At 67.7% G+C, this 21,275-nt stretch carries 25 protein-coding genes and 1 tRNA gene; 10 read left to right on the top strand and 16 right to left on the bottom strand.

Annotated elements, in window-relative coordinates:
• Nucleotides 1-5 precede the first annotated feature (5 nt).
• Nucleotides 6-1,109: an acyl-CoA dehydrogenase family protein gene (locus tag BN3385_RS17995; RefSeq protein WP_059018668.1), complete on the top strand. Its 1,104-nt coding sequence runs from the start codon at nucleotides 6-8 to the stop codon at nucleotides 1,107-1,109.
• 1 nt (nucleotide 1,110) lies between these two features.
• Here BN3385_RS17995 and BN3385_RS17990 read toward each other — a convergent pair whose 3' ends face one another.
• From BN3385_RS17990 to BN3385_RS17980, 3 genes are all read right to left on the bottom strand, one after another.
• Entirely contained in the window at nucleotides 1,111-1,989 is an 879-nt protein-coding gene (locus BN3385_RS17990) for an SDR family oxidoreductase (RefSeq protein WP_082690739.1), read from the bottom strand.
• A gap of 11 nt (nucleotides 1,990-2,000) precedes the next feature.
• Nucleotides 2,001-3,245, bottom strand: a complete 1,245-nt coding sequence (gene mshC, locus BN3385_RS17985; protein ID WP_059018664.1) for a cysteine--1-D-myo-inosityl 2-amino-2-deoxy-alpha-D-glucopyranoside ligase — start codon at nucleotides 3,243-3,245, stop codon at nucleotides 2,001-2,003.
• Between the two features lie 108 nt (nucleotides 3,246-3,353).
• A complete protein-coding gene (locus tag BN3385_RS17980) occupies nucleotides 3,354-4,115 on the bottom strand; it encodes a 3'(2'),5'-bisphosphate nucleotidase CysQ (RefSeq protein WP_059018662.1) in 762 nt (253 codons plus the stop codon).
• 58 nt (nucleotides 4,116-4,173) lie between these two features.
• Here BN3385_RS17980 and BN3385_RS17975 point away from each other — a divergent pair, with 58 nt between their 5' ends.
• Entirely contained in the window at nucleotides 4,174-4,620 is a 447-nt protein-coding gene (locus BN3385_RS17975; protein WP_059018660.1) for an META domain-containing protein, read from the top strand.
• Here the strand turns inward: BN3385_RS17975 and BN3385_RS17970 are convergent.
• From BN3385_RS17970 to BN3385_RS17950, 5 genes are all read right to left on the bottom strand, one after another.
• Nucleotides 4,617-5,435: an SCO1664 family protein gene (locus BN3385_RS17970; protein WP_059018658.1), complete on the bottom strand. Its 819-nt coding sequence runs from the start codon at nucleotides 5,433-5,435 to the stop codon at nucleotides 4,617-4,619. The two genes, BN3385_RS17975 and BN3385_RS17970, sit on opposite strands and share 4 nt — an antisense overlap.
• A complete protein-coding gene (locus BN3385_RS17965; RefSeq protein ID WP_059018656.1) occupies nucleotides 5,432-6,016 on the bottom strand; it encodes a DUF3090 domain-containing protein in 585 nt (194 codons plus the stop codon). The genes BN3385_RS17970 and BN3385_RS17965 overlap by 4 nt, the downstream gene beginning before the upstream one ends.
• 70 nt (nucleotides 6,017-6,086) lie before the next feature.
• Entirely contained in the window at nucleotides 6,087-6,779 is a 693-nt protein-coding gene (locus tag BN3385_RS17960) for a histidine phosphatase family protein (protein WP_059018654.1), read from the bottom strand.
• Between the two features lie 10 nt (nucleotides 6,780-6,789).
• Entirely contained in the window at nucleotides 6,790-7,623 is an 834-nt protein-coding gene (locus BN3385_RS17955; protein ID WP_059022106.1) for an undecaprenyl-diphosphate phosphatase, read from the bottom strand.
• A gap of 46 nt (nucleotides 7,624-7,669) precedes the next feature.
• Nucleotides 7,670-7,981, bottom strand: coding sequence for a hypothetical protein (locus BN3385_RS17950; protein ID WP_059018652.1), 312 nt, complete (start codon nucleotides 7,979-7,981; stop codon nucleotides 7,670-7,672).
• 309 nt (nucleotides 7,982-8,290) lie between these two features.
• Here BN3385_RS17950 and BN3385_RS17945 point away from each other — a divergent pair, with 309 nt between their 5' ends.
• From BN3385_RS17945 to BN3385_RS17935, 3 genes are read left to right on the top strand one after another with little or no spacing between them, the layout of a single operon-like run.
• Nucleotides 8,291-9,289, top strand: coding sequence for a YncE family protein (locus BN3385_RS17945; RefSeq protein ID WP_502688104.1), 999 nt, complete (start codon nucleotides 8,291-8,293; stop codon nucleotides 9,287-9,289).
• A complete protein-coding gene (locus tag BN3385_RS17940) occupies nucleotides 9,286-9,540 on the top strand; it encodes a DUF5703 family protein (protein ID WP_082690533.1) in 255 nt (84 codons plus the stop codon). The genes BN3385_RS17945 and BN3385_RS17940 overlap by 4 nt, the downstream gene beginning before the upstream one ends.
• The gene (locus BN3385_RS17935; protein ID WP_059018649.1) at nucleotides 9,540-10,601 is read left to right on the top strand and encodes a quinone-dependent dihydroorotate dehydrogenase; all 1,062 of its coding nucleotides are present in this window, start codon (nucleotides 9,540-9,542) and stop codon (nucleotides 10,599-10,601) included. Before BN3385_RS17940 ends, BN3385_RS17935 begins: the two co-directional genes overlap by 1 nt.
• 3 nt (nucleotides 10,602-10,604) lie before the next feature.
• On the opposite strand, the gene BN3385_RS17930 is transcribed toward BN3385_RS17935, so the two are convergent.
• Together BN3385_RS17930 and BN3385_RS17925 are read right to left on the bottom strand one after the other, a co-directional pair.
• Nucleotides 10,605-11,135 (bottom strand): YbhB/YbcL family Raf kinase inhibitor-like protein, encoded by a 531-nt coding sequence (locus tag BN3385_RS17930; RefSeq protein ID WP_059018647.1) that lies wholly within the window; start codon nucleotides 11,133-11,135, stop codon nucleotides 10,605-10,607.
• Between the two features lie 25 nt (nucleotides 11,136-11,160).
• Complete coding sequence (locus tag BN3385_RS17925; protein WP_197415234.1) at nucleotides 11,161-12,504, bottom strand: M20/M25/M40 family metallo-hydrolase; 1,344 nt, start codon at nucleotides 12,502-12,504, stop codon at nucleotides 11,161-11,163.
• Between the two features lie 95 nt (nucleotides 12,505-12,599).
• On the opposite strand from BN3385_RS17925, the gene BN3385_RS17920 reads away from it, so the two are divergent.
• Nucleotides 12,600-13,289 carry a sensor domain-containing protein gene (locus BN3385_RS17920; RefSeq protein ID WP_059018643.1) on the top strand — a complete coding sequence of 230 codons (690 nt, stop codon included), beginning with the start codon at nucleotides 12,600-12,602 and terminating at the stop codon, nucleotides 13,287-13,289.
• 47 nt (nucleotides 13,290-13,336) lie between these two features.
• Nucleotides 13,337-13,422: transfer RNA gene (locus BN3385_RS17915), tRNA-Leu, on the top strand.
• 45 nt (nucleotides 13,423-13,467) lie between these two features.
• Here BN3385_RS17915 and BN3385_RS17910 read toward each other — a convergent pair.
• Nucleotides 13,468-13,956 (bottom strand): YkgB family protein, encoded by a 489-nt coding sequence (locus tag BN3385_RS17910; protein WP_082690532.1) that lies wholly within the window; start codon nucleotides 13,954-13,956, stop codon nucleotides 13,468-13,470.
• A gap of 164 nt (nucleotides 13,957-14,120) precedes the next feature.
• Between BN3385_RS17910 and BN3385_RS17905 the strand changes: the two genes are divergently transcribed.
• Nucleotides 14,121-14,429, top strand: a complete 309-nt coding sequence (locus tag BN3385_RS17905; protein ID WP_059018641.1) for a hypothetical protein — start codon at nucleotides 14,121-14,123, stop codon at nucleotides 14,427-14,429.
• A 5-nt stretch (nucleotides 14,430-14,434) separates the two neighbouring features.
• Here BN3385_RS17905 and BN3385_RS17900 read toward each other — a convergent pair whose 3' ends face one another.
• The 5 genes from BN3385_RS17900 to BN3385_RS17880 are packed head-to-tail and all read right to left on the bottom strand — an operon-like array spanning nucleotide 14,435 to nucleotide 18,889.
• Entirely contained in the window at nucleotides 14,435-15,433 is a 999-nt protein-coding gene (locus BN3385_RS17900; RefSeq protein ID WP_059018640.1) for a TerC family protein, read from the bottom strand.
• 17 nt (nucleotides 15,434-15,450) lie between these two features.
• Nucleotides 15,451-15,837 carry a universal stress protein gene (locus BN3385_RS17895; protein WP_059018638.1) on the bottom strand — a complete coding sequence of 129 codons (387 nt, stop codon included), beginning with the start codon at nucleotides 15,835-15,837 and terminating at the stop codon, nucleotides 15,451-15,453.
• On the bottom strand, nucleotides 15,834-17,375 hold the full coding sequence (locus BN3385_RS17890) for a tripartite tricarboxylate transporter permease (protein WP_059018636.1): 1,542 nt from the start codon (nucleotides 17,373-17,375) through the stop codon (nucleotides 15,834-15,836). The genes BN3385_RS17895 and BN3385_RS17890 overlap by 4 nt, the downstream gene beginning before the upstream one ends.
• A complete protein-coding gene (locus BN3385_RS17885; protein WP_059018633.1) occupies nucleotides 17,376-17,900 on the bottom strand; it encodes a tripartite tricarboxylate transporter TctB family protein in 525 nt (174 codons plus the stop codon).
• Nucleotides 17,897-18,889, bottom strand: coding sequence for a Bug family tripartite tricarboxylate transporter substrate binding protein (locus BN3385_RS17880; RefSeq protein ID WP_156432797.1), 993 nt, complete (start codon nucleotides 18,887-18,889; stop codon nucleotides 17,897-17,899). The genes BN3385_RS17885 and BN3385_RS17880 overlap by 4 nt, the downstream gene beginning before the upstream one ends.
• A gap of 93 nt (nucleotides 18,890-18,982) precedes the next feature.
• Between BN3385_RS17880 and BN3385_RS17875 the strand changes: the two genes are divergently transcribed.
• Complete coding sequence (locus BN3385_RS17875; protein ID WP_059018629.1) at nucleotides 18,983-20,587, top strand: sensor histidine kinase; 1,605 nt, start codon at nucleotides 18,983-18,985, stop codon at nucleotides 20,585-20,587.
• Nucleotides 20,580-21,245, top strand: a complete 666-nt coding sequence (locus tag BN3385_RS17870; protein WP_059018627.1) for a response regulator — start codon at nucleotides 20,580-20,582, stop codon at nucleotides 21,243-21,245. Before BN3385_RS17875 ends, BN3385_RS17870 begins: the two co-directional genes overlap by 8 nt.
• Nucleotides 21,246-21,275 lie beyond the last annotated feature (30 nt).

Here is a 21,275-nt window from a genome sequence, read left to right as displayed (position 1 = left end):
CGGCCATGAACTTTGACCTGACTGAAGAGCAGCAACTACTGGCCGACACCGCACGCGATGTGCTATCGCGCAGCTACGACACCGAGAGCCGCAACAAGGCCGTCGACTCCGAGCTCGGCTGGAGCCGCGAGGTCTGGGGCCAGCTCGCCGAAATCGGCATCCTGGGACTGGGTTTCGATCCCGAGGAGGCCGGCCAGATCGAGATCATGGTCGTGATGACCGAGATCGGGCGACGGCTGGCCCCCGAGCCGGTGGCCGCGGCTGCCCTGATCCCCGGTGGCGTCATCGCCGAACTCGGCACTGACGAACAGCGCGCTCTGCTCGACGAGGTGGCCGGTGGCGAAAAGCTCTTGGCGCTGGCGCATTTCGAGCCGGGACTGCGCGGGTCCGACGAGCTGTCGACCCATGCCAGCCACCACGGCGACACCTGGACCATCACCGGCCGCAAGAACCCGGTCCTGGCCGGTGATTCGGCTGACGTCCTGGTCGTGACCGCGGCCCTGCCCGGCGGCGGCACCGGACTGTTCCTGGTCGACGGTGACGCCACCACCCGCAAGTCCTACCGGACGTTCGACGGTCAGCGCGGCGCGCAGATCGACTTCGACAACGCCCCGGCCCAGCCGCTGGGCAGCGGCGGCGACGCCAGCGAGAAGATCCACGCGACGCTGATCCGGTATTCCTCGGCACTGTGTGCCGAAGCGGTCGGCGCCATGGACGAGTCGCTGCGGCTGACCACCGATTACCTCAAGCAGCGCAAGCAGTTCGGCGTTCCGCTCAAGACGTTCCAGACGCTCACCCAGCGGGCGGCCGACATGTACGTCTCCCTCGAACTGGCCCGCAGCATGAGCTACTACGCGGCGATGTCGATCATCGACGGCCGGCTCGATCCGGTGGTGGCGGCGCGCGCCAAGCTGCAGATCGGCCGCTCCGCCAAGCACATCTCGCAGGAGTCGATCCAGATGCACGGCGGTATCGGCGTGACCGCCGAGTACCCGATCGCGCACTACGCGGCCCGGCTGACCGGTATCGACCAGACCCTCGGTTCGGCGACCGACCAGCTGCGGTTCCTGTCCGCGCAGGTCGGCAACTACAGCACCGTCGCGCTGTAGGTCAGCGGCTCTCCAGCTCCTCGAGCCGCGAGCTCGTCGAGCGCCCGAGTGATGCCACCTCGGCATCCATCTTGGGCAGGATCGTCGGGACGACGGCGGTCACCTGCTTCTCCCCCAGCGGGGTCGACAGGACTGGACGCAGCCAGCGGAAGGCGCCCACCCAGCCGGGCACATTCACCCGGCGGCTGCGGCGTTCGATGCCCTTGACGAAGGCCTCGCCGCACTTGTCCACACTGGTGGTCTTGCCCAACGGGTTCGGCAGGCTGGCCAGCATCTGCTGAAAGCTGCTGAGGTCCTTCTTGGCGTCCTGCACCATCGGGGTGTCGATCCACGACATGTGGGCCGAGCCGACATCGACACCCTGATGGGCCACCTCGATGCGCAGCGCGTTGGCGAAGTGCTCCACCGCAGCCTTGGCCGCATGGTAGGGCGCGAGACCCGGCGCGGCGCTGTAGGCGGCCAGCGACGACACGATCAGCACGTACCCGCGCCGCTCGATGACCGACGGCAGGGTGGCCCGCACGGTGTGGAAGACGCCGTTGACGTTGATGTCCATCAGCCGCTTGAAGGCCTCCGGGTCGACCTGCAGGACGGAGCCGTAGGTGGCGATCCCGGCATTGGCCACCACCACGTCGATCCCGCCGAAGCGCTGCACGGCCTGATCGGCGACGGCCTGCATGGCGGCGAGATCACGGACGTCGGCGACCGCGGTCAGCACATGTTCCTCGCCGAGCTCGGCGGCCAGCTCGGCCAGCGGTGCCGCATCGATATCGGTCAAGACCAGCTTGGCGCCCTTGCGGCGCAGCCGGCGTGCCACGTCGGCGCCGACGCCGCGGGCACCACCGGTGATGAAGACGACTGTGTTGGTGACGGAGCTCATGGCCGCCAAAACTACACCGCCAGGCGCACACCCAGAAGCGCGTCGACGGCCGCCGCGACGGTGGCCGGCGCAGACTCGTCATGACCGCCGTACTCGAGCGCGTCGGTGACCCATCCGTCAACCGCGGCCAGGGCCTTGGGAGTGTCCAGATCGTCGGCGAGATACTGCCGCAGCCGGGCGAGCAGATCAGTGGCATCCGGGCCGGCGGGCAGAGCCGCCGCGCTGCGCCAGCGGTGCAGCCGGGCGTTGGCCTCGGCGAGCACCTCGTCGCTCCAGAACCGGTCGCTGCGGTAGTGCCCGGCGAACAGTCCGAGCCGAATGGCGGCCGGGTCCACACCCTGCTCACGCAACCGTGAGACCAGCACCAGATTGCCGCGACTCTTGGACATCTTGTGCCCGTCCCAGCCGATCATTCCGGCGTGCACGTAGTGCCGGGCGAACCGGCGCTCGCCGGTGGCGCACTCGGCGTGCGCAGCGGAGAACTCGTGATGCGGGAAGATCAGGTCGCTGCCGCCGCCCTGCACGTCGAATCCAAAACCCAAGCGGTCCAACGAAATAGCCGAACACTCCACATGCCAGCCGGGACGGCCCGGGCCGAACGGCGACGGCCAGCTCGGCTCCCCCGGCCGCTGCGCACGCCACAGCAGCGCATCGAGTTCGTCGACCTTGCCCGGCCGGTCCGGATCACCACCTCGCTCGGCGAACAACCGCAACATGGTGTCGCGGTCATAGCCCGACTCGTACCCGAACTGGGCGGTGGCATCGGCCCGGTAGTAGACGTCGGGGAACTCCGGGTCGTCGACCACGTAGGCCGCCCCGGCGGCCAGCAGCTTCTCGACGAGTTCGACAACCTCGGTGATCGCATCGGTGGCAGCGACGTAGTCCTGCGGCGGCAGCACCCGCAGCGCGGCCATGTCCTCGCGGAACAGCTGGATCTCGCGGGAACCCAGATCCCGCCAGTCGATCCCGTCGCGCTCGGCCCGCTCGAACAGCGGGTCGTCGACGTCGGTGATGTTCTGCACGTAATGCACCTGGTGCCCGTTGTCCCGCCACACCCGGTAGACCAGATCGAAGGTCAGATAGGTGGCAGCGTGCCCTAGGTGAGTCGCGTCGTACGGGGTGATGCCGCAGACGTACATCGTGGCGGTCGAACCGGGCGAGGTGGGCCGCACCTGACGGTCAGCGCTGTCGTAGAGCCGCAGCGCCGGCCCCTGACCGGGCAGCTGCGGGATATCGACGGCCGGCCACGACTGCATGGCGTTGACTCTAAGGGGTTCGCTCGTCACGTCGCTCCGGGTGGTGAGGGGCCTCATCCTGCTTCGTCCTTCGCCACACTCCTACAACGGCGCGGCCGGATACATTCCCTAGCTGGCCAGCCACATGGCGTCGAGCAGCAGATCGGCCACCTCGGGACGGCACATCAGCAGATCCGGCAGGTAGGGGTCGGGCTGGTTGTAGCGCAGCGGCGACCCGTCCAGCCGGGTGGCGTGCAGACCGGCCGCCTGGATCACACCGGCAGGCGCGGCGTTGTCCCACTCCCACTGCCCACCGGCGTGGATGTAGGCATCGGCATCGCCGCGCACCACCGCCATCGCCTTGGCACCCGCCGATCCGATCCGGATGAATTCCATGTCCAGGCGGTCGCGCAGCCGCCACAGCACCGCGGGCGGGCGGTTGGAGCTGGCAGTGATGCGGATCGGACCGGACTGCGGCGCCGTCGGGGCGGTCACGGTGTCGCTGCGATACACCTCCCCCATGGCGGGCAGCGCGACGGCGGCGTCGGTGAGCCGGCCGTCGTCGTCACCGGTGCGCTGCCAGAGCGCCACATGCACCGCCCAGTCCACCCGCCGCGGCATGGAGAACTCGCGGGTGCCGTCGAGGGGGTCGATGATCCAGACGCGGTCGGCCTGGAGCCGCTTGAGGTCGTCGTAGGCTTCCTCGGAGAGCACCGCGTCGTGCGGGCGTTCCTCCCGCAGCCGACGCAGTATGTAGGCGTTGGCCCGGAAGTCCCCGGCGTCACCGAGTTCCCAGGGGTAGTCGTGCCCGACCTCGTCGCGGACCGCCAGCAGCAGCCGTCCGGCCTGTTCGGCCAGATCGGCGGCAAGCTCCGCGTCAGTCAGACTCACCGTGCCAGTATCTCCGAATCACGATCAGCCCAGCACGGCCGCCCGTAGATTGCTGCCAATGCGCCTGATCTGGCTCCTGCCGACCCTGATCCTGGCCTTGGCCGCCTGCGGGTCGAGCACGCCCCAGCATCCGCTGGACGGAACCAGTTGGCGACTGCTCAGCCTGGAGTCGATGGACGACAAGCAGGGCACCACACGGGTTGCCGATCCGTCGGCGTTCACGGTGGAGTTCGGCCCCGACGGCCGGGCGGCGTTTCGCATTGACTGCAACCGCGGCAACGCGACCTGGCAGGCCAGCGCGGCAGCCGAGGACTCCGGCAGCCTGACCTTCGGGCCGATCGCCACCACCCGGATGGCCTGCCCACAGCCCTCGTTGGACACCCAGGTGTCCACTGCATTGGGCTATGTGCGGGGTTACCTGCTCAAGGACGGTCAGTTGCACATGTCGCTGCTGGCCGACGGCGGCATCCTGCACTGGGAGCCCAACCCGGCGCCGAAACCCTAGAAGGCCGGCCAGGGAATCGGCCGGCGCCGGTCCGGACCGGGCATCACCGGCTCGTCCAGCAGCGCGCGTACACGCCTGCGCAGCGCGATGACCTCGACGTCGGTGATGTGACCACACAGTTCGTCGGCCAGCGGGCCGTCGAGCTTCTCACCGAGGGCTGCGACCGCGGCGAGTGTCTCGTCATCGACCGGCTTACCGGCCCAGCCCCACAACACGGTCCGCAGTTTGTCCTGAACATGAAGGGAGATACCGTGATCCACGCCGTAGACCTGGCCGTCCACCCCCGCCAGGATGTGGCCGCCCTTGCGGTCGGCGTTGTTGACGATGACGTCGAAGACGGCCATCCGGCGCAGCCGGTCGTCGTCGGCGTGCACCAGGGTGACCTCATTGCCCGCGTAGTCGTAGGCATTGAGCACCGAAAGATAGCCTGGCGGAATCGATCCCGGCTGACACAGATCGACTAGTTCCGGGCCGGTGGACTCGGTGGCATCGGCGTCGCCGGGCTGATCGACCCACCGCTGCAGCATCCCCCGCCCGGCCGGTCCATCACCAATCACGGTGAGCGGCACGATGTTCCAGCCCAATGCCGCGGAGATCAGATAGGACGAGTACTCGCGGCCCGCCAGCGTGCCGTCGGGGAAATCCCACAGCGGCTGCTCGCCGGCGATCGGCTTGTAGACGCAGTGCAGCATCCGGTCATCGAGTGTGGCCTCGCACAGGAAGGTGGCATTGCTGGCCGACCGGATGCGGCCGAGAACGTTCAGCTCTCCGCCCTGCAGCACCTCGCGGGCCGCGGATTCGTCCGGTGCGGTCACGAGTCCAGGTCGTCCTCGGCCTCGCCGAATGCGCCGCGCCGATATCCGTTGGTACGCACGCAGATGTGCCCCTCGGGATCCAGCGGCTCGTCACACAGCGGGCAGGGTGGGCGTCCGGCGGAGATGACGCGATGGGAGCGGCTGGCGAACTGCCGCGCCGACTCCGGGGTGAGGAACACCCGCACCGCGTCCGGGCCCTCCTCGGCGTCGTCGAGCACCACCGACGCGTCGAACTCGGTATCGCTGACCGCCAGCAGTTCGACTACCACGGTCTGGGCTTCGGAATCCCAGCCCAGCCCCATCGTGCCGACCCGGAATTCGGCGTCGACCGGGGTGATCAGCGGGCTGAGGTCCTCGACCTCGATCTCCGGAGGCAGCGGGGTGCCGAACCGGCGATTGATCTCGACGAGCAGCGCACCGATACGTTCGGCTAGCACTGCGACCTGCTGCTTTTCCAGGATGACCGAGATCACCCGGCTGTCGTGCACCGCCTGCAGATAGAACGTCCGGTTTCCGGGTTGGCCGACCGTCCCGGCCACGAATCGGTCGGGAGTGCGGAAGACGTGAATAGCGCGGGCCATGGTTACCTCCAAAATACCGTCAGAAGCAGCTGAGCCGTAATTCGACAGAGCCGCTCGGCGCGGAGATGTTCTAGTCCGTTGATCCGCCGACGACGGCGTCGTCGGCTGGTTTGTCGCCGTCGGACGGCGGCGGGGCGGTCAGCACCGAGGCCAGTTGGCCGCCGGTGTGGTTGACGTGGATGACGAACGGCCGCATCGGCGTGTAGCGGATGACGCTCATCGAGGCCGGGTCAGCGGTGATGCGCTGGAAGCTGTCCAGGTGGGTGCCGAGCGCGTCGGCGACCACGGACTTGATGACGTCACCATGCGTACACGCCACCCACAGCACGTCGGCGCCGTGCTCCTCAGCGAGCCTGCGATCGTGCTCACGGACCGCGGCGACCGCCCTGGCCTGCACCTGGGCCAGGCCCTCGCCGTCGGGAAAGACCGCGGCGCTGGGCTGCTGCTGGACCACCGACCACAGCGGCTCTTTGACCAGTTCCTTCAGCGCCCGCCCGGTCCACTGGCCGTAGTCCACCTCGGCCAGCCGGTCGTCGATCAGGGGGTCCAGGCCGAGTGCACCGGCCAGCGGCTCGAGCGTCATCCGGCAGCGCAGCAGTGGCGAACGCACCAACGCCTTGATCGGCAAACCCTCGACCCGGTCGACCAACCCGGCGGCCTGGGCGCGGCCCTTGTCGTCGAGTTCCACTCCCTCGGTGCGGCCGGCCAGGGTGTGGGCGGTGTTGGAGGTGGAGCGGCCGTGTCGCAACAGGATCACCGTCATAGGGCACCCCTCATGAAGCCGCCACGACCCCGGTGGCCAACAGTGCCATGACGACCAGCGCCAGCACCACCCGATAGCCCACGAACCAGTACATGGCGTGGTTCGCCACGAACCGCAGCAGCCAGGCGATGGCGACGAAGCCGACGACGAAGGCGATGACCACCGACACCAATAATTGCGCGCCCGTCGCGCTCATACCCTCGGTGACCGGATGGAAGGCATCCGGCAGCGAGAACAGCCCCGAAGCCAAGACCGCCGGAATACCAAGCAGAAAGCCAAATCTCGCCGACAGCTCACGATCCATACCCAGGAACAGACCGGCGCTGATGGTCGACCCCGATCGGGACACTCCGGGCACCAGAGCCAAGCACTGCGCGATACCCACGAGCAGACCGTCGCGCCAGGTCAGATTCTCGGCATGCCGGGTCTGCCTGCCGAAGTACTCGGCGGCCGCGATGACAGCGGAGAAGACCAGCATCGCGGTGGCGATCACCCACAGGTTGCGAACCTCACCGCGGATCGCCTCCTTGAACGCCACCCCGAGCACCACGATCGGAATCGTGCCGATGATGACGTACCAGCCCATCCGGTAGTCGACATTGTCGCGGTGCGCCTTGACGAAGATTCCGTTGAACCAGGCCTTCATGATCCGGCCGATGTCGCGCGCGAAGTAGATGAGCACGGCGGCTTCGGTCCCCAGCTGCGACACCGCGGTGAACGAGGCGCCGGCGTCACCATCGAAGAAGACGCGGGAAACGATCGCGAGATGACTCGACGACGAAACCGGCAGGAACTCCGTCAGACCCTGGACGATCGACAGAACGACGACCTGCAACCACGACATCGGCGCGACATCCACGCCGCCGACCGTACTGGATGAAGCTGGAGTTTCAGCGCGCCGGTCGCGGCACCGGCTGCGCGTCGGCAACCGCGTCACGCAGCGCGGCGATCAGGCGGCGCTCGTCGTCGACGTCGATGTCACCGATATTGCGGGTGGCCGCAGCAATGACGTCCTCGGCGTGCGGAACCGGTCCGGCCAGGCGCGGGTGGTAGACCTCAACGATCAGCTGGCCGCGGTGAACGTGGAACGAGAAGCTCCGGCCGTCCCCGAGGTGACCGAAACCACTGGCGAACATGCCGGTCGACAGATCCTCGATGGCAAACTCTCGTCCGTCGGACTCCGGTGTTGCAGCCAGCGTCATGAAGCCACCATAACGCCAGTTACGGCATTCCAGTAGACATGTCCGTAAATTTGTCTGCTGCGCTGACACCTAGAATCGGTGATCGACAGAGGGCGACCAGGTCGCTCGATCATGCACACATCCGGGGGCTACCCGTTGCCAATGGTTGTAAACGGCGCTGGTTTGCGCAGGTATGCCAGCGTGTTTCTGGTCGTCGCCGCGTTGGCCACCGGCTGCTCGTCCAACCCGTTCGACGCGCCGCCGCCGACCATCGAGCCCGCCCAGCCCGCGGTGTCCCCACCTGCCGCCGCCAAGCCCGCCGGTCAGGTCCTGCCGCTGGGCGGCCGGCCCGCCGCGTTGGCCACCGGCTGCTCGCCCACCCCGTTCGACGCGCCGCCGCCGCCCATCGAGCCCGCCCAGCCCGCGGTGTCCCCACCTGCCGCCGCCAAGCCCGCCGGTCAGGTCCTGCCGCTGGGCGGCCGGCCGCAGGCGGCCCTGTTCGACGCCAAGACGGCCGCCCTGGCGGTGTTCACACCCAGCCCCGAGCCGGCGGGCCCAGCGACGGTCAGCGTGCTCAACGCCTCCGGCGCACCCCGGGTGGTCACCCTCGGCGGTCCCGCGTCGGCGATCACCGGCGACGGCGAGGGCACCGCGTACCTGTCGACGCGGGGCGGCTACTTCGTCGTCGACCTGGCGGCCGGGAGTTCCCGCCGGGTCGACATCGACGGCGAACGCGAGACCGACTTCACCGCGATCGCCCGGCGGGCCGACGGCCGGCTGGTCCTGGGCAGTGACCACGGCGCCGCGTACACGCTGGCCACGGATAACACGGTGGCCTCGAAAGCCGAGATCTTCGCCCGGGTGGACGCGATCGTCACCGAGGGTGACAGTGCGGTGATCCTGGATCGCGGACAAACTTCGGTGACGGCGCTGAGCAGCGACGGTAAGGCCCAGCAGGCGCTGCGGGCCGGCGAAGGTGCCACCACACTGGCCGCCGATCCGGTGGGCCGGGTGCTCGTGGCCGACACCCGCGGCGGGCAGCTGCTGGTGTTCGGTGTCGATCCGCTGATCGAACGGCAGGCCTATCCGGTGCCCGAGGCGCCGTACGGGGTCACCGGATCGCGGACGCTGGTGTGGGTTTCGCAGACCGCGGCCAACGTCGTCATTGGTTACGATCTCGCTACTGGTATCCCCGTGGAAAAGGTGCGCTACCCGACCGTGCAGCAACCGAACTCGCTCGCCTTCGACGATACGTCCGGCACGCTCTACGTCGTGTCGGGTTCCGGCGCGGGGGTTCAGGTGATCCGCAACGCGGACGGTCGCCGGTGAGCGCAGCGAGCCGGGGCCGGATGCCGGCGAGCTGGGAAGTCGAGTTGTCCGACGACTACGAGTGGATTCCGCTGCGGCTGCCACCGGAGGTCACCCGCATCACCGCGTCGACGCGGCTGTCCATCGAGGCCGAGTACCGCGGCTGGGAGCTCACCCGAGTGCGGCTGTATACCGACGGGAGCAGACGGGTTTTGTTGCGCCGCAAGAAAACCCGCCTTGACGGCCGCACCGCCGATCAGCCGGGGCTGTGATGTACACAGCTCTGCGGCGGGCACTGTTCCTGGTGCCGCCGGAACGTATCCACACGCTGGTGTTCAGCGCGCTGCGCGCCGCGACGGCCACCGGACCGGCCCGCAGGCAGCTCGGTCGCCGGCTGGCCCCGCACGATCCCGTGCTGGCCAGCACGGTGTTCGGGGTGCGCTTCCCCGGACCGCTCGGGCTGGCAGCGGGATTCGACAAGGACGGGATCGGCCTGCACACCTGGGGCGCACTGGGCTTCGGCTACGCCGAAGTGGGCACGGTGACTGCGGTGCCGCAGCCCGGCAATCCCCTGCCGCGGCTGTTCCGGCTCGCCGAGGATCGTGCCCTGCTCAACCGGATGGGCTTCAACAACCACGGCGCGGGCCAGCTCGCGCTGCAGCTGGCCCGCCATCATCCGGACGTGCCGATCGGGGTGAACATCGGCAAGTCCAAAGTGACGCCTCCCGAACAGGCTGCCGACGACTACCGTTCCAGCGCACGGCTGCTCGGCCCGCTGGCCGCCTACCTGGTGGTCAACGTCAGCTCCCCCAACACCCCGGGCCTTCGTGACCTGCAGGCCGTCGAGTCGCTGCGGCCGATCCTGAGTGCCGTGCTGGCCGAGACCTCGACGCCGGTGCTGGTCAAGATCGCCCCCGACCTGTCCGACGAGGACGTCGACGCCGTCGCCGACCTGGCCGTCGAACTGGGCCTGGCCGGCATCGTCGCCACCAACACCACCATCTCGCGGGCCGGGTTACGCACCCCCGGCGTCGAGGACCTCGGCACCGGCGGCATCTCCGGACCGCCGGTAGCCCGCCGCTCGCTGGAGATCCTGCGCCGCCTGTACGGCCGCGTCGGCGACAAACTGGTGCTCATCAGCGTCGGCGGCATCGAAACCGCCGACGACGCGTGGGAGCGCATCACCGCGGGCGCCGCTCTGCTGCAGGGGTATACCGGCTTCGTCTACGGCGGAGGCTTGTGGGCCAAGCAGATTCACGACGGGATCGCCCAGCGGCTGCACGCCGGTGGGTTCAGCTCACTGAGCGAGGCCGTCGGCTCCGCGGTGCGCTGACCGCTATTTCTGCTCGTAAGTGCCGTGGATGACGGCGCGGGCGATCGCGTTCATGAACAGGTTGAAGCCGAGGAAGGCCGGGCTGGCGTCCTCGGACAGCTCCAGCTTCTCGACGTTGAGGGCGTGCACGGCCACGAAGTAGCGGTGGTAGCCGTGCCCGGCCGGCGGGGCGGCACCGATGAACCGGCGCACACCGGCGTCGTTGACCAGGGTCAGCGCGTCCCCGGGCAGCAGCGAGCCGTCGCCGACACCGGAGGGCAGTTCAGTGGTGGTGGCGGGCAGGTTGGTCACCGCCCAGTGCCAGAAGCCCGATGCCGTCGGGGCGTCGGGGTCGTAGACGGTGACCGCGAAGCTGCGGGTCTCCTCCGGGAAACCCGACCAGCTCAGCTGCGGTGAGACGTCCTCGCCTCCGGCGCCCATGATGCCGCTGACCTGAGCGTTCTTCAGGGGCTGGCCGTCGGTGATGTCGGTGCTGGTCAGCGTGAAGCTGGGTAGTTCCGGCAGGAAGTCGTAGGGGTTGTAGTCAAAGGCCATGTGAGCCAGTCCTTTCGGGGTGAGATCAGCAGTTTTTCAAGAAGTGCTCGAGCACCTGGACACCGAAGTGCAACGAGTCGATGGGTACCCGCTCGTCGACGCCGTGGAACAGCGCCGCGAAGTCCAGTTCCGGCGGCAGTTGCAGCGGAATGAAGCCGAAGCACCGGATACCAAGGCGGGCAAAGGCTTTGGCATCCGTTCCGCCGGAGAGCATGTAGGGAACCGTGCGGGCTTCCGGATCCACGGCCAGCAGGGCGGCGTTCATGGCGTCCACCAGGTCGCCGTCGAACGTCGTCTCGTAAGACGGCAGGTCACGCTCCCAGGTGCGGGTGACGTCGGGACCGATGAGCTCGTCGATCTCGCGCTCGAAGGCTTCTTTGCGGCCGGGCAGCACGCGGCAGTCGACAACGGCCTCGGCCGTCTGCGGAATGACGTTGGCCTTGTAGCCCGCCTTGAGCATGGTCGGGTTGGCGGTGTCGCGCAGGGTGGCGCCGACGATGCGGGCGATACCACCGAGTTTGGCGATCGTGCCGTCGAGATCCGGAGAGTCCAGGTCGAAGCTGTAGCCGGTCTCCTCGGCCACCGCGGTCAGGAACTGCTGCACGGAATCGGTGAGTACGAGCGGGAATTGGTGACGACCCAGCCGCGCCACGGCTTCGGCGATGGCGGTGACGGCGTTGTCGTCGTGCACCATCGAGCCGTGTCCGGCGCGGCCGCGAGCGGTCAACCGCATCCACGACAGGCCCTTCTCGGCGGTCTCGATCAGATACAGCCGGCGCTCGCCACCGTCCTTGTGCGGCACGGTGAGTGAGAAACCACCGACCTCACCGATGGCTTCGGTGATGCCGTCGAACAGGTCAGGCCGGTTGTCCACGAGCCACTGCGCACCGTAGGTGCCGCCATGTTCCTCGTCGGCGACGAACGCGAACACCAGATCCCGCGGCGGGACGATGCCGGCGCGCTTGAAGTGCCGTGCGACGGCGATCATCATGCCGCACATGTCCTTCATGTCGACCGCACCGCGACCCCACACGTAGCCGTCGGCGATGGCGCCGGAGAAGGGGTGCACACTCCAGTCGGCGGGTTCGGCCGGGACGACGTCGAGATGGCCGTGGATCAGCAGGGCGCCGCGGTTCGGGTCGGCCCCGGCGAGCCGCGCGAACACATTGCCGCGACCCGGAGCGCCGGATTCGACGTACTCGGTGGCGTAACCCACCGCGCTGAGCTGCTCGGCGACCCAGAGCGCGCACTCCGCTTCGCCCTTGGTGGTCTCGAGCTCACCGGTGTTGGAGGTATCGAAGCGGATGAGGGCGCTGACGAGATCAACCACCTCGTCGACGGGTTCTGTCACAGTCACCTTTCCTACCACTGGCAGCCCGAGCCTGGAGGTGCGGCGTCCGGGCCTTACCACACGTTTCTCTCCAACCACATGCGCAACACGCCGTTTTAGGGTTTTATTTACCCGTGACCTTCCGCCTGCCCATGATCGCCGCGCTGCTGTGCCTGACGATCAGTGGCTGCACGGCCACCACCTCGGGCAGTGCGATGTCCGCTGACCGTGCTCCGCTGGCCACCGCGGACGCGCTGCCCTCGCTGCTGCTGCCCGCCAGTGCCGTGGGTGCGGCACTGGCCAGCGACGATGTGGTGATCACCGCCGACGTGACCAAGGCCTGGAACGACAGCGCCCGACTGGCTGATGTGAATTGCCTGGCCATCGCGGGTGCGGCCCAGCAGAGCGTGTACGCCCAGACCGGTTCGACGGCGGTGCATGGCCAGGTGCTGCGGGATCCGCCGACGGCGCCGGCCTGGTCGCACTACGCCGTGCAGGCCGTGGTGCTGTTCCCCACCGCCCGGGCGGCGGCCGATTTCTTCACCGCCTCCCAGCAGCAGTGGTCGAAGTGCTCGGATCGCGAGCTGAGCTACCCGCAGCCGATAGGCCCGTCGCAGGTGTGGTCGGTGGGCCGCCCGAGCACCGATCACGACGTGCTGGCGGTGTCCCGGGTGCAGCAGACCCCGGAGAAATGGTCCTGCCAGCGGGCGCTGACCGTGCACAGCAATGTGGCGGTCGACGTCGAAGCGTGCAGCCTGGACGGGCCGACGTCGGCGGCCTCGACCATCGCCGGCCAGATCGCCGGCCGGCTGCCGTCGGCCTAGTTTGGGACTCGGGTCGTCGATCCGTTAGCCTTAGCTGCCCAAGATCGGTCCGAGTGGCGGAATGGCAGACGCGCTAGCTTGAGGTGCTAGTGCCCTATTAACGGGCGTGGGGGTTCAAGTCCCCCCTCGGACACAGCAGAACGGCCCCGGTCACCCGGGGCCGTTTCGCTTGTTGGGATCAGCCGCGGCGGGCCGCGCTCAGCGCATCCCCGAATGTCCACACCGCGATGCCGAGCAGGGCGATGTCCTTGACCAGGAACTGGCCGGTAGACGACAGCACCGGAAAACCGCCCGCGGACTCCTCCCCGATTCCCGGCGTCGTGATCAGGAAGCTCAGTGTGGCCAGGAACAGTCCGATGGCCGAGATGCTGCCCAGCGCGGACAGCCGCGGAAACCACGGTTTGATCGCCAGTAGCCCGGCGGTGACCAGCTCGATGACGCCGAGCACCGCCGAGAACGCCGTCACGGTGAACAGTGTGTAGACCCAGCTCATCACCGGACTGTTCGCCACCAGAGGTTCAATTCCCTCGGCTTCATAGGCGGTGAACTTCAGCGCGCCGATCCACGCGATCACCACCACCAGCCCGTAACGGGCTGCGAACGCGCCGAACCGGCTCAGCGTCGAATCCGGTAGGCGGACAAAGCGGTCGGCCTCAGTAACGGTCATCGGGGTGTCCTTTCAACGGCTGCGTCAGTGCGTCATCCGTTGGGTGCTCCCCCACCCGCAATCCGTTACACGCGGGGCGTAACGCATGGGCCGGGCCGAACCACCAAGCCGTGGAACATCATTGCGGCCTCGCAGAGCGGGGCCCCGAAACCCGAGGACCTTTCATGAAGAAGACCGTTCTGATCTCCGCCATCGCCGGTGCGGCCGCGGCGGCCGCAGTAGCCACGGCGGGGACGGCCGCCGCCATCCCGCCCAGCGGGTCCGCCGCCGACGTCGTCAGAACCCTTCAGGATCAGGGCTACAGCGTGCAGTTCAACGGCACCGTGCTCGGGCCGCTGGCCAAGTGTTCGGTCACCGGTGTGCACGGCCTGGTGGTCATGATGATGCCCGACGGCAGCCTGATGATGTCGATGGACGAGAGCAACCCGGGTGACGTGTTCGTCGACGTCTCGTGCCCGTCAAGCAATAACTGACGGGACTACCCGTGAGCGCCCTCGTCGGCCGCCGTGCGCCCCCTGGTCCTGATCAGGCTGGCGACGGTGGTGATGACGAGGATTCCGCCGATCACGCTCAGCGACAGGCCGGTGGTGATCTCCGGCACCTTGACCTTCGCGCCGCCGTTGATGAACGGCAGGGTGTTCTCGTGCAGGGCGTGCAGCACGAGCTTCACACCGATGAACGCCAGGATCAGTGACAGCCCGTAGGACAGGTACACCAGGCGGTCGAGCAGCCCACCGATGAGGAAGTACAGCTGGCGCAGACCCATCAGCGCAAAAGCGTTGGCGGTGAACACGATGTAGGGCTCTTCGGTCAGACCGTAGATCGCCGGGATCGAGTCCAGGGCGAACAGCAGGTCGGTGAAGCCGATCGCGATGAGCGCCAGCAACATCGGCGTGACGGTGCGCTTGCCCTCGATCGTGGTGAGGAACTTGTCGCCGTGATAGTCGTCGGTGGTGGGCACGAACTTGCGCACCAGCGCGATGATGCGGCTGTCGCGTTCCTCCTCGACCTCCTTCTCGTGGCCTGCCTCCCGGGCCAGCTTGACCGCGGTGAGCACCAGGAAGATGCCGAAGATGTAGAACACCCAGCTGAAGGTGTTGATGGCGGCGGCACCCACGGCGATGAACCCGGCCCGCATGACCAGGGCCATCACGATGCCGATCAGGAGCAGCTTCTGCTGGAACTCCCGGGGCACCGCGAAGGTCGCCATGATGACGGTGAAGACGAACAGGTTGTCCACCGACAGCGCCTTCTCGGTGACGTACCCGGCGAAGTACTCCCCGGCGAACTGCCCGCCCCACAGCCACCAGATCAGGAACCCGAACACGATGGCCAGCGCGATATAGACCGCCGACCAGGTGGCCGACTCGCGGAAGGTCGGTTCGTGCGGCACCCGCACGTGGGCGAAGAAGTCGAATACGAACAGGCCAAGGATCACGACACAGGTGACGACCCAGATCGTCAACGACACGTCCATGCTGCCATTATGCGGTATTAGCCAGACTTCACCGCGAGCACGGGTTTTGGGCATTCGAGAAGTAGCTGCTGCGCGACGCTGCCGAGAAGGAGTTTGCCGACGGGATTGCGGTGTTTCAGGCCGATCACCAGCAGCTCGGCGTCGGGCCGCTCCATCGCCTCCAGCAACGCGTCGGCGGCATACACCCCGACCGGCTGCGACACCTCGAAGTTCACCCCGCAGCTGCGCAGGCGTTCCTCGATATCGCGGACCTGCCCCGGCTGGGCGAACGCCGCGTCGACGTAGGAATCCCCTGCCGTCGAATTCACCACCAGCAGGTCGGTGCCGCGCAGCACCGCCTCGGCGATGCCGGCGTCCAGCGCCGCGGCGCCGTACTGGTCGTTGGTGTACCCCACGACAATCATGAGGTCTGTGCCTTCTCTCGCTGATCCTTGTCGTCCTCGACGACCAGTAGCGTCTCCTCGTCGCGGTGCAGCAGCCGCAACACCAGCGGGATGACCAGCAGCACCGCCATGCATACGTAAGTCACGATGGCGACCGGCTCGGTGAACAGACTCGACCAGTCACCGCCGCCGAGCTGCAGGCTCTGCCGCAGCTGCCGTTCGATCCGCGGGCCGAGGATGACCCCGATGATCAGCGGTAGCACCGGTAGGCCGAACCTGCGCATCATCAGACCGAGCAGCCCGAACAACAGCAGCAGGCCGAGATCCAGCGGCTGGAGGTTCACCGCGAACGCCCCGAGGGTGGCGAAGAACAAGATGCCCGCATACAGGTACGGCCGCGGCGTGCGCAGCAGCTTGGCCCACAACGGCGCCAGCGGCAGGTTGAGCACCAGCAGCAGCAGGTTGCCAATGAACAGGCTGGCGATCAGCGTCCAGATCAGCAGCGGCTCTTTGCTGAAAAGTGTTGGCCCCGGCTGTATTCCGTACGAGACGAACGCGGTGAGCATAACCGCGGCGGTCGCGTTGGTCGGTAGGCCCAGCGACAACATCGGCACCAGGGTGCCTGCGGCGGAAGCATTGTTGGCCGCCTCTGGTCCGGCCACCCCTTCGATCGCACCCCGCCCGAACTCCTCCGGATGCTTCGACAGCTTCTTCTCCGTGATGTAGCTCAGGAACGTGGGCAGCTCGGCCCCGCCAGCGGGGAGCGCCCCGAACGGGAAGCCGAATGCGGTGCCGCGCAGCCATGGCTTCCACGATCGCCGCCAGTCGTCCCGGCCCATCCACGGACGTCCCACGGGGATCACGTCGGCCGGGCGGCGGCGCAGGTGTGCAGCGACCCAGAGCGCTTCCCCGACAGCGAAGATCGCGACGGCGATCACCACAATGTCGATGCCGTCCGACAGTTGCGGGATACCGAATGTGGCGCGGGGCTGGCCGGTGAGGAAGTCAATGCCGACGATGCCGATCGCCAGGCCGAGCACCAGCGAGATGGCGCCGCGGAGCTTCGACGAACCCAGTACCGCGGTCACCGCCACCAACGCGAAGAGCATGATCGCCAGATAGGACGGCGCGCCGAGGGTGACGGCGAACCGCGAGATCGCGGGTGCGAACGCGGCCAGCAAGGCGGTGCCGATGCTGCCCGCGACGAACGAGCCGATGGCCGCGGTCGCCAGTGCCTGCGCGGCCCGCCCCGCTTTGGCCATCTTGTTGCCTTCGATCGCGGTGATCACCGACGACGACTCCCCCGGCGTGTTCAGCAGGATCGACGTGGTCGATCCGCCGTACATGCCGCCGTAGAAGATGCCGGCGAACATGATGAATGCCGCGCTCGGGCTGACGTTGTACGTGATGGGCAGCAGCAGGGCGACCGTCATCGCCGGCCCGATGCCGGGCAACACGCCCACGGCGGTTCCCAGCAGCACGCCGATGACGGCGTAGAGCAGGTTCATCGGGGTCGCTGCCTCGGCGAACCCCTGCATCAGCCAGTCGAAGTTGTCCATTTACAGAATCCCGTCCAAGATGCCTGCGGGCAGCGGGATTCCGAGCCCGGAGTAGAACGCGTAGAAACTCGCCAGCGCCAAGACCGCACCGATCACGACATTGCGCACGTAGTGCTTACTGCCCAGAACCGTTGCCGCACCGGCGAAGAACAACGCGCTCGTGATCACCCAGCCCAGCGGGTTGACCAAGAAGATCAGCGCGACGAACAGCGCGATGAGCAGCCCGACGGTGCGCCAGTCCCCCGGCGCCTCGGGATCGATGTCCTCACCGGCGTCGGCCTCACCCTTACTGCCGCGCGGGATCGCGACGGCCAGGATCACCGCGAGCAGCAGCGCGGCAACACCGATGACCAAGGGGAAGAACGTAGGCCCGACGGGATCGACCTTGGCGAACCCCTCCTCCAACGTCAGTCCGCTGTAGACCAGAAACCCGCCGACGAGCGCCAGGACGGCCACCACGAGGTACTGCGCGTAGTCGACCGTGCGGGTCGCCGACTGTTCTGTCTGCTTGTCTTCGATGCTCACAGCAGCCCCAATTCGGTCAGTGTCGACGAGACCCGGTTGTCCTGGTCGATCAGAAACTTCTCGAAGTCCGCGCCGGTGATAAAGGCGTCCGTCCAGCCGTTCTTGACCAGCGCCTGCTTCCACTGATCCGTGCCGTGCATCTCTTCGAGCACCTTGACCATCGCGCGCTTGGCTCTGTCCGAAATGCCCGGTGGCGCAAGGACACCACGCCAGTTGGCGAACGTGAGGTCGATCCCGGATTCGATCAGTGTCGGCGCATCGATGCCGTCGATACGTTGTGCGCTCGACACCGCGAGCACCCGCAACTCACCGGCCTCGATCTGGTCGATGAGCTCGCCCGGGCTGGACGTGCCCGCGGTGATCTTCTTGCCGAGCAGCGCCGTCAACAGATCACCGCCACCGTCGTAGGTGATGAAGTTGACCTGTTTCGGGTCGACGCCCACCTTCTTCGCGAGTTCCATCGGGAACAGGTGATCGGGACCACCCGGTGAGGAGCCCCCGCCGATCGTCACCTTGCTCGGATCCGCCTTCCATGCCGCGACGAAGTCGGCGATCGTGCGAAACGGTGAGTCGGCGGGGACGAAAACCGCGCCCGGGTCCTCGATCAACTTGGCGATGGCCGTCGCATCGGACGCCTTGATCTTGGACCCGTTGGTGTAGGTCGCGCCGACCACACCCAGACCCATCGTCATCATCAAGTCGTCATTGCCCCGCTCGTTCATCAGCCGGGCCATCGCGACCGTGCCGCCGGCACCGATGACGTTGAAGACCTCGACGCGACCGGTGATGTCGTTGTCTTCCATGATCTTCACCGCGGTGCGCGCGGTCAGGTCGTATCCGCCACCGGGGCTGTTGGGCACCATCATTCGCAGCCGGTGCAGGCCTTGTGGATCGGATCCTCGGGTGACCCCACACGCGGTGAGTGTCACGGCGAGGATCACCATGGTGGCAATCACCCGCAACAACGGTCGTCGACTGCGCCGCAACATCGTGGTGCCCCTTCGCATTGATGTGATGCTCAGCAATACTGGTAGACAGGGTGACGGGGGTCACTCTTTGGGACGCAAAGGAAGTTTTGGTCGTTGTGGTCATCGCTGGTCCGTAGCGGCCGAAGCCTGGCGGGACAGTTCCTGGCGTTCCAGTTGCTCGTCGTCGCCGTTGTGCTGATTGCGGTGGCGGCGGTGTCCGTAGCCCAATCCACCAAGGAGTTTCGCGATGTCCGCGGCCAACGGATGATCGCTGTCGCCGAGAACGTGGCCTCCACCCCACTGGTGCGCGAACGCTATAGCGACCCGTTCGCGGCCCGCCTGCTGGCACCCGACGTGGATCGCGCGATCGCACTGTCCGGGGCCGGCCTGGCCGAGATCATCGACCCCGCGGGCGTGGTGCGGGTGTCCTCCGACCCGTCCCGCGTCGGGCGGCAGGTCGGCTTCGGGCCCAGCCTGGTCACTGAGGGCCGGGCGTGGTTCGGCGACGGCGACGTCGACGGCAGGCACGCCCTGATCGGTCAGGTGCCCATCCTGTCCACCACCGGTGAGGTGCTGTCGGTGGTGTCGGTCAGCGAGCCGTACCCGTCGGCGTGGCAGCTGCTCAGCGGTGCCGGCGAACGCCTGTTGGTGTACCTGGGTCTGGGCGCGGTGCTGGGCCTGGGCGCCTCGTGGCTGCTGTCGAGGCGGATCAAGCGGCACACCCGCGGTTTGGAGGTCGCCGAGATCGCCGGCCTGGCCGAACATCGAGAAGCGTTGCTGCACAGCATTCGTGAGGGTGTGATCGGGGTGAACACCGACGGGGTGATCACCGTGGTCAACGACAGCGCGCAGGAATTGCTCGGAATCGGACCCGACGCCGTGAACCGCCGGGTCAGGGAAGCCGGGATCGACCCTGCGGTCGCCGACTTCCTGCTGTCCCGCGAAGATGGCCACGATGTCGTCATCGCCACGCCCCACCGGGTACTGGCGCTCAACCGCCGGGCGGCCACCAGCCAGGGCCAGCGGATCGGCACCGTGACCACGATGCGCGACAGCACCGAACTGGCGTCGATGCAGGGTCAACTCTCCTCGCACAAGAGCGTGACCGACACCCTGCGGGCTCAGACCCACGAGTTCGCCAACCAATTGCACACCATCTCGGGGCTGGTCCAGCTGGGTGAGTACGACTCGGTGCGCGAACTGGTGGGCACGCTCACCCGCCGGCGGGCCGAGATCAGTGACGCTGTGACGCACCGTATCTCGGACCCCGCGGTGGCAGCCCTGCTGATCGCCAAGACCACCCTGGCCGCCGAGAGCGGGGTTTCACTACACCTTGCCGACGACTCCCATCTGGCACCGCTGAGTCCGGCGCTGGCCACCGATGTGATCACCGTGCTGGGCAACCTCATCGACAATGCCGTCGACGTGTCGGTGGGGTCGGCCCACGCCCGGGTGACGGTGCGCGTGACCGACGCCGACGGGCTGGACATCGAGGTCAGCGATTCCGGACCTGGTGTGCCGCAGGAGCTTCGGAGTGAGATCTTCGCGCGCGGAGTGACGTCCAAACCGGACGTCCCCGGTGGGCGCGGGATCGGCCTGGCGCTGGTGCGGCTGATCACCGCCCAGCACGGCGGCACGGTCGAGGTGCACGACGCGCCGGGTGGCGGTGCGCTGTTCGCCGCCCGGATGCCGCGGGTGGAGTCGGTGAGCCATGCGTGAGGTGCTCGTCGTCGATGACGACTTCATGGTGGCTGAGATCCACCGCCGGTTCGTCGACCGGATCGAGGGTTTCCGCACCGTCGGGGTGGCCAACACCGGCGCCACCGCCCTGCAGGCCGCCCGCGAGCTGCGCCCCGACCTGATCCTGCTCGACGTCTACCTGCCCGATATGACCGGACTTCAGGTTCTGCAGCAGTTGCGGGCCGACGGCGACGCGGTGGGCGTCATCATGATCACCGCCGCCCGCGAGTTGGACACCGTCAGCGGGTCCGTGGCCGGCGGCGCGGCCGACTACCTGATCAAACCGTTCGAATTCGACCAGCTGCGAACGAAACTCGAGGCCTACGCCGCGCGGGCCGACGCGCTCGGATCGGCCGACGGTGTGGACCAGACGTTCGTCGACTCGGTATTCGGTCGCGCGTCGGCGCCGGTCGCGGCCCGGCCGATGCCCAAGGGCCTGGGCGCCGAGACGGGCCGGCTGGTCCTCGACGCGGTCCGCACCGCCGGGGAGGTGTCGGCGGCCGAATGCGCCGACCTGGTCGGCATCTCCCGGGTCAGCGCACGGCGCTATCTCGAGCACTTCCTCGCCGAGGGCGCCGTCGGTCTGCGACTGCAGTACGGCGCGGGCCGGCCCGAGCGCCGCTATCACGCCGTCTAGCGGCCGTCGTCTCAGCGCGCGCCGGGCGCA

This window comes from Mycobacterium sp. M26 (genome assembly GCF_001494595.1).
GTDB lineage: Bacteria > Actinomycetota > Actinomycetes > Mycobacteriales > Mycobacteriaceae > Mycobacterium.
The sequence above is the reverse complement of the archived record's forward strand: the minus strand, read 5'-3'. Positions and strand labels throughout refer to the sequence as shown.

Bases quoted from the DNA above. Each gene is read 5' to 3' on its own strand.
- BN3385_RS17890 (WP_059018636.1), bottom strand. From the start codon at position 17,375: ATGGACAACTTCGACTGGCTGATGCAGGGGTTCGCCGAGGCAGCGACC.
- mshC (WP_059018664.1), bottom strand. From the start codon at position 3,245: ATGCAGTCGTGGCCGGCCGTCGATATCCCGCAGCTGCCCGGTCAGGGG.
- BN3385_RS17950 (WP_059018652.1), bottom strand. From the start codon at position 7,981: ATGACGCTGGCTGCAACACCGGAGTCCGACGGACGAGAGTTTGCCATC.
- BN3385_RS17880 (WP_156432797.1), bottom strand. From the start codon at position 18,889: ATGTTGCGGCGCAGTCGACGACCGTTGTTGCGGGTGATTGCCACCATG.
- BN3385_RS17905 (WP_059018641.1), top strand. From the start codon at position 14,121: ATGAAGAAGACCGTTCTGATCTCCGCCATCGCCGGTGCGGCCGCGGCG.
- BN3385_RS17975 (WP_059018660.1), top strand. From the start codon at position 4,174: ATGCGCCTGATCTGGCTCCTGCCGACCCTGATCCTGGCCTTGGCCGCC.
- BN3385_RS17910 (WP_082690532.1), bottom strand. From the start codon at position 13,956: ATGACCGTTACTGAGGCCGACCGCTTTGTCCGCCTACCGGATTCGACG.
- BN3385_RS17900 (WP_059018640.1), bottom strand. From the start codon at position 15,433: ATGGACGTGTCGTTGACGATCTGGGTCGTCACCTGTGTCGTGATCCTT.
- BN3385_RS17955 (WP_059022106.1), bottom strand. From the start codon at position 7,623: ATGTCGTGGTTGCAGGTCGTCGTTCTGTCGATCGTCCAGGGTCTGACG.
- BN3385_RS17965 (WP_059018656.1), bottom strand. From the start codon at position 6,016: ATGGCCCGCGCTATTCACGTCTTCCGCACTCCCGACCGATTCGTGGCC.
- BN3385_RS17935 (WP_059018649.1), top strand. From the start codon at position 9,540: ATGTACACAGCTCTGCGGCGGGCACTGTTCCTGGTGCCGCCGGAACGT.
- BN3385_RS17990 (WP_082690739.1), bottom strand. From the start codon at position 1,989: ATGAGCTCCGTCACCAACACAGTCGTCTTCATCACCGGTGGTGCCCGC.
- BN3385_RS17930 (WP_059018647.1), bottom strand. From the start codon at position 11,135: ATGGCCTTTGACTACAACCCCTACGACTTCCTGCCGGAACTACCCAGC.
- BN3385_RS17870 (WP_059018627.1), top strand. From the start codon at position 20,580: ATGCGTGAGGTGCTCGTCGTCGATGACGACTTCATGGTGGCTGAGATC.
- BN3385_RS17895 (WP_059018638.1), bottom strand. From the start codon at position 15,837: ATGATTGTCGTGGGGTACACCAACGACCAGTACGGCGCCGCGGCGCTG.
- BN3385_RS17995 (WP_059018668.1), top strand. From the start codon at position 6: ATGAACTTTGACCTGACTGAAGAGCAGCAACTACTGGCCGACACCGCA.
- BN3385_RS17960 (WP_059018654.1), bottom strand. From the start codon at position 6,779: ATGACGGTGATCCTGTTGCGACACGGCCGCTCCACCTCCAACACCGCC.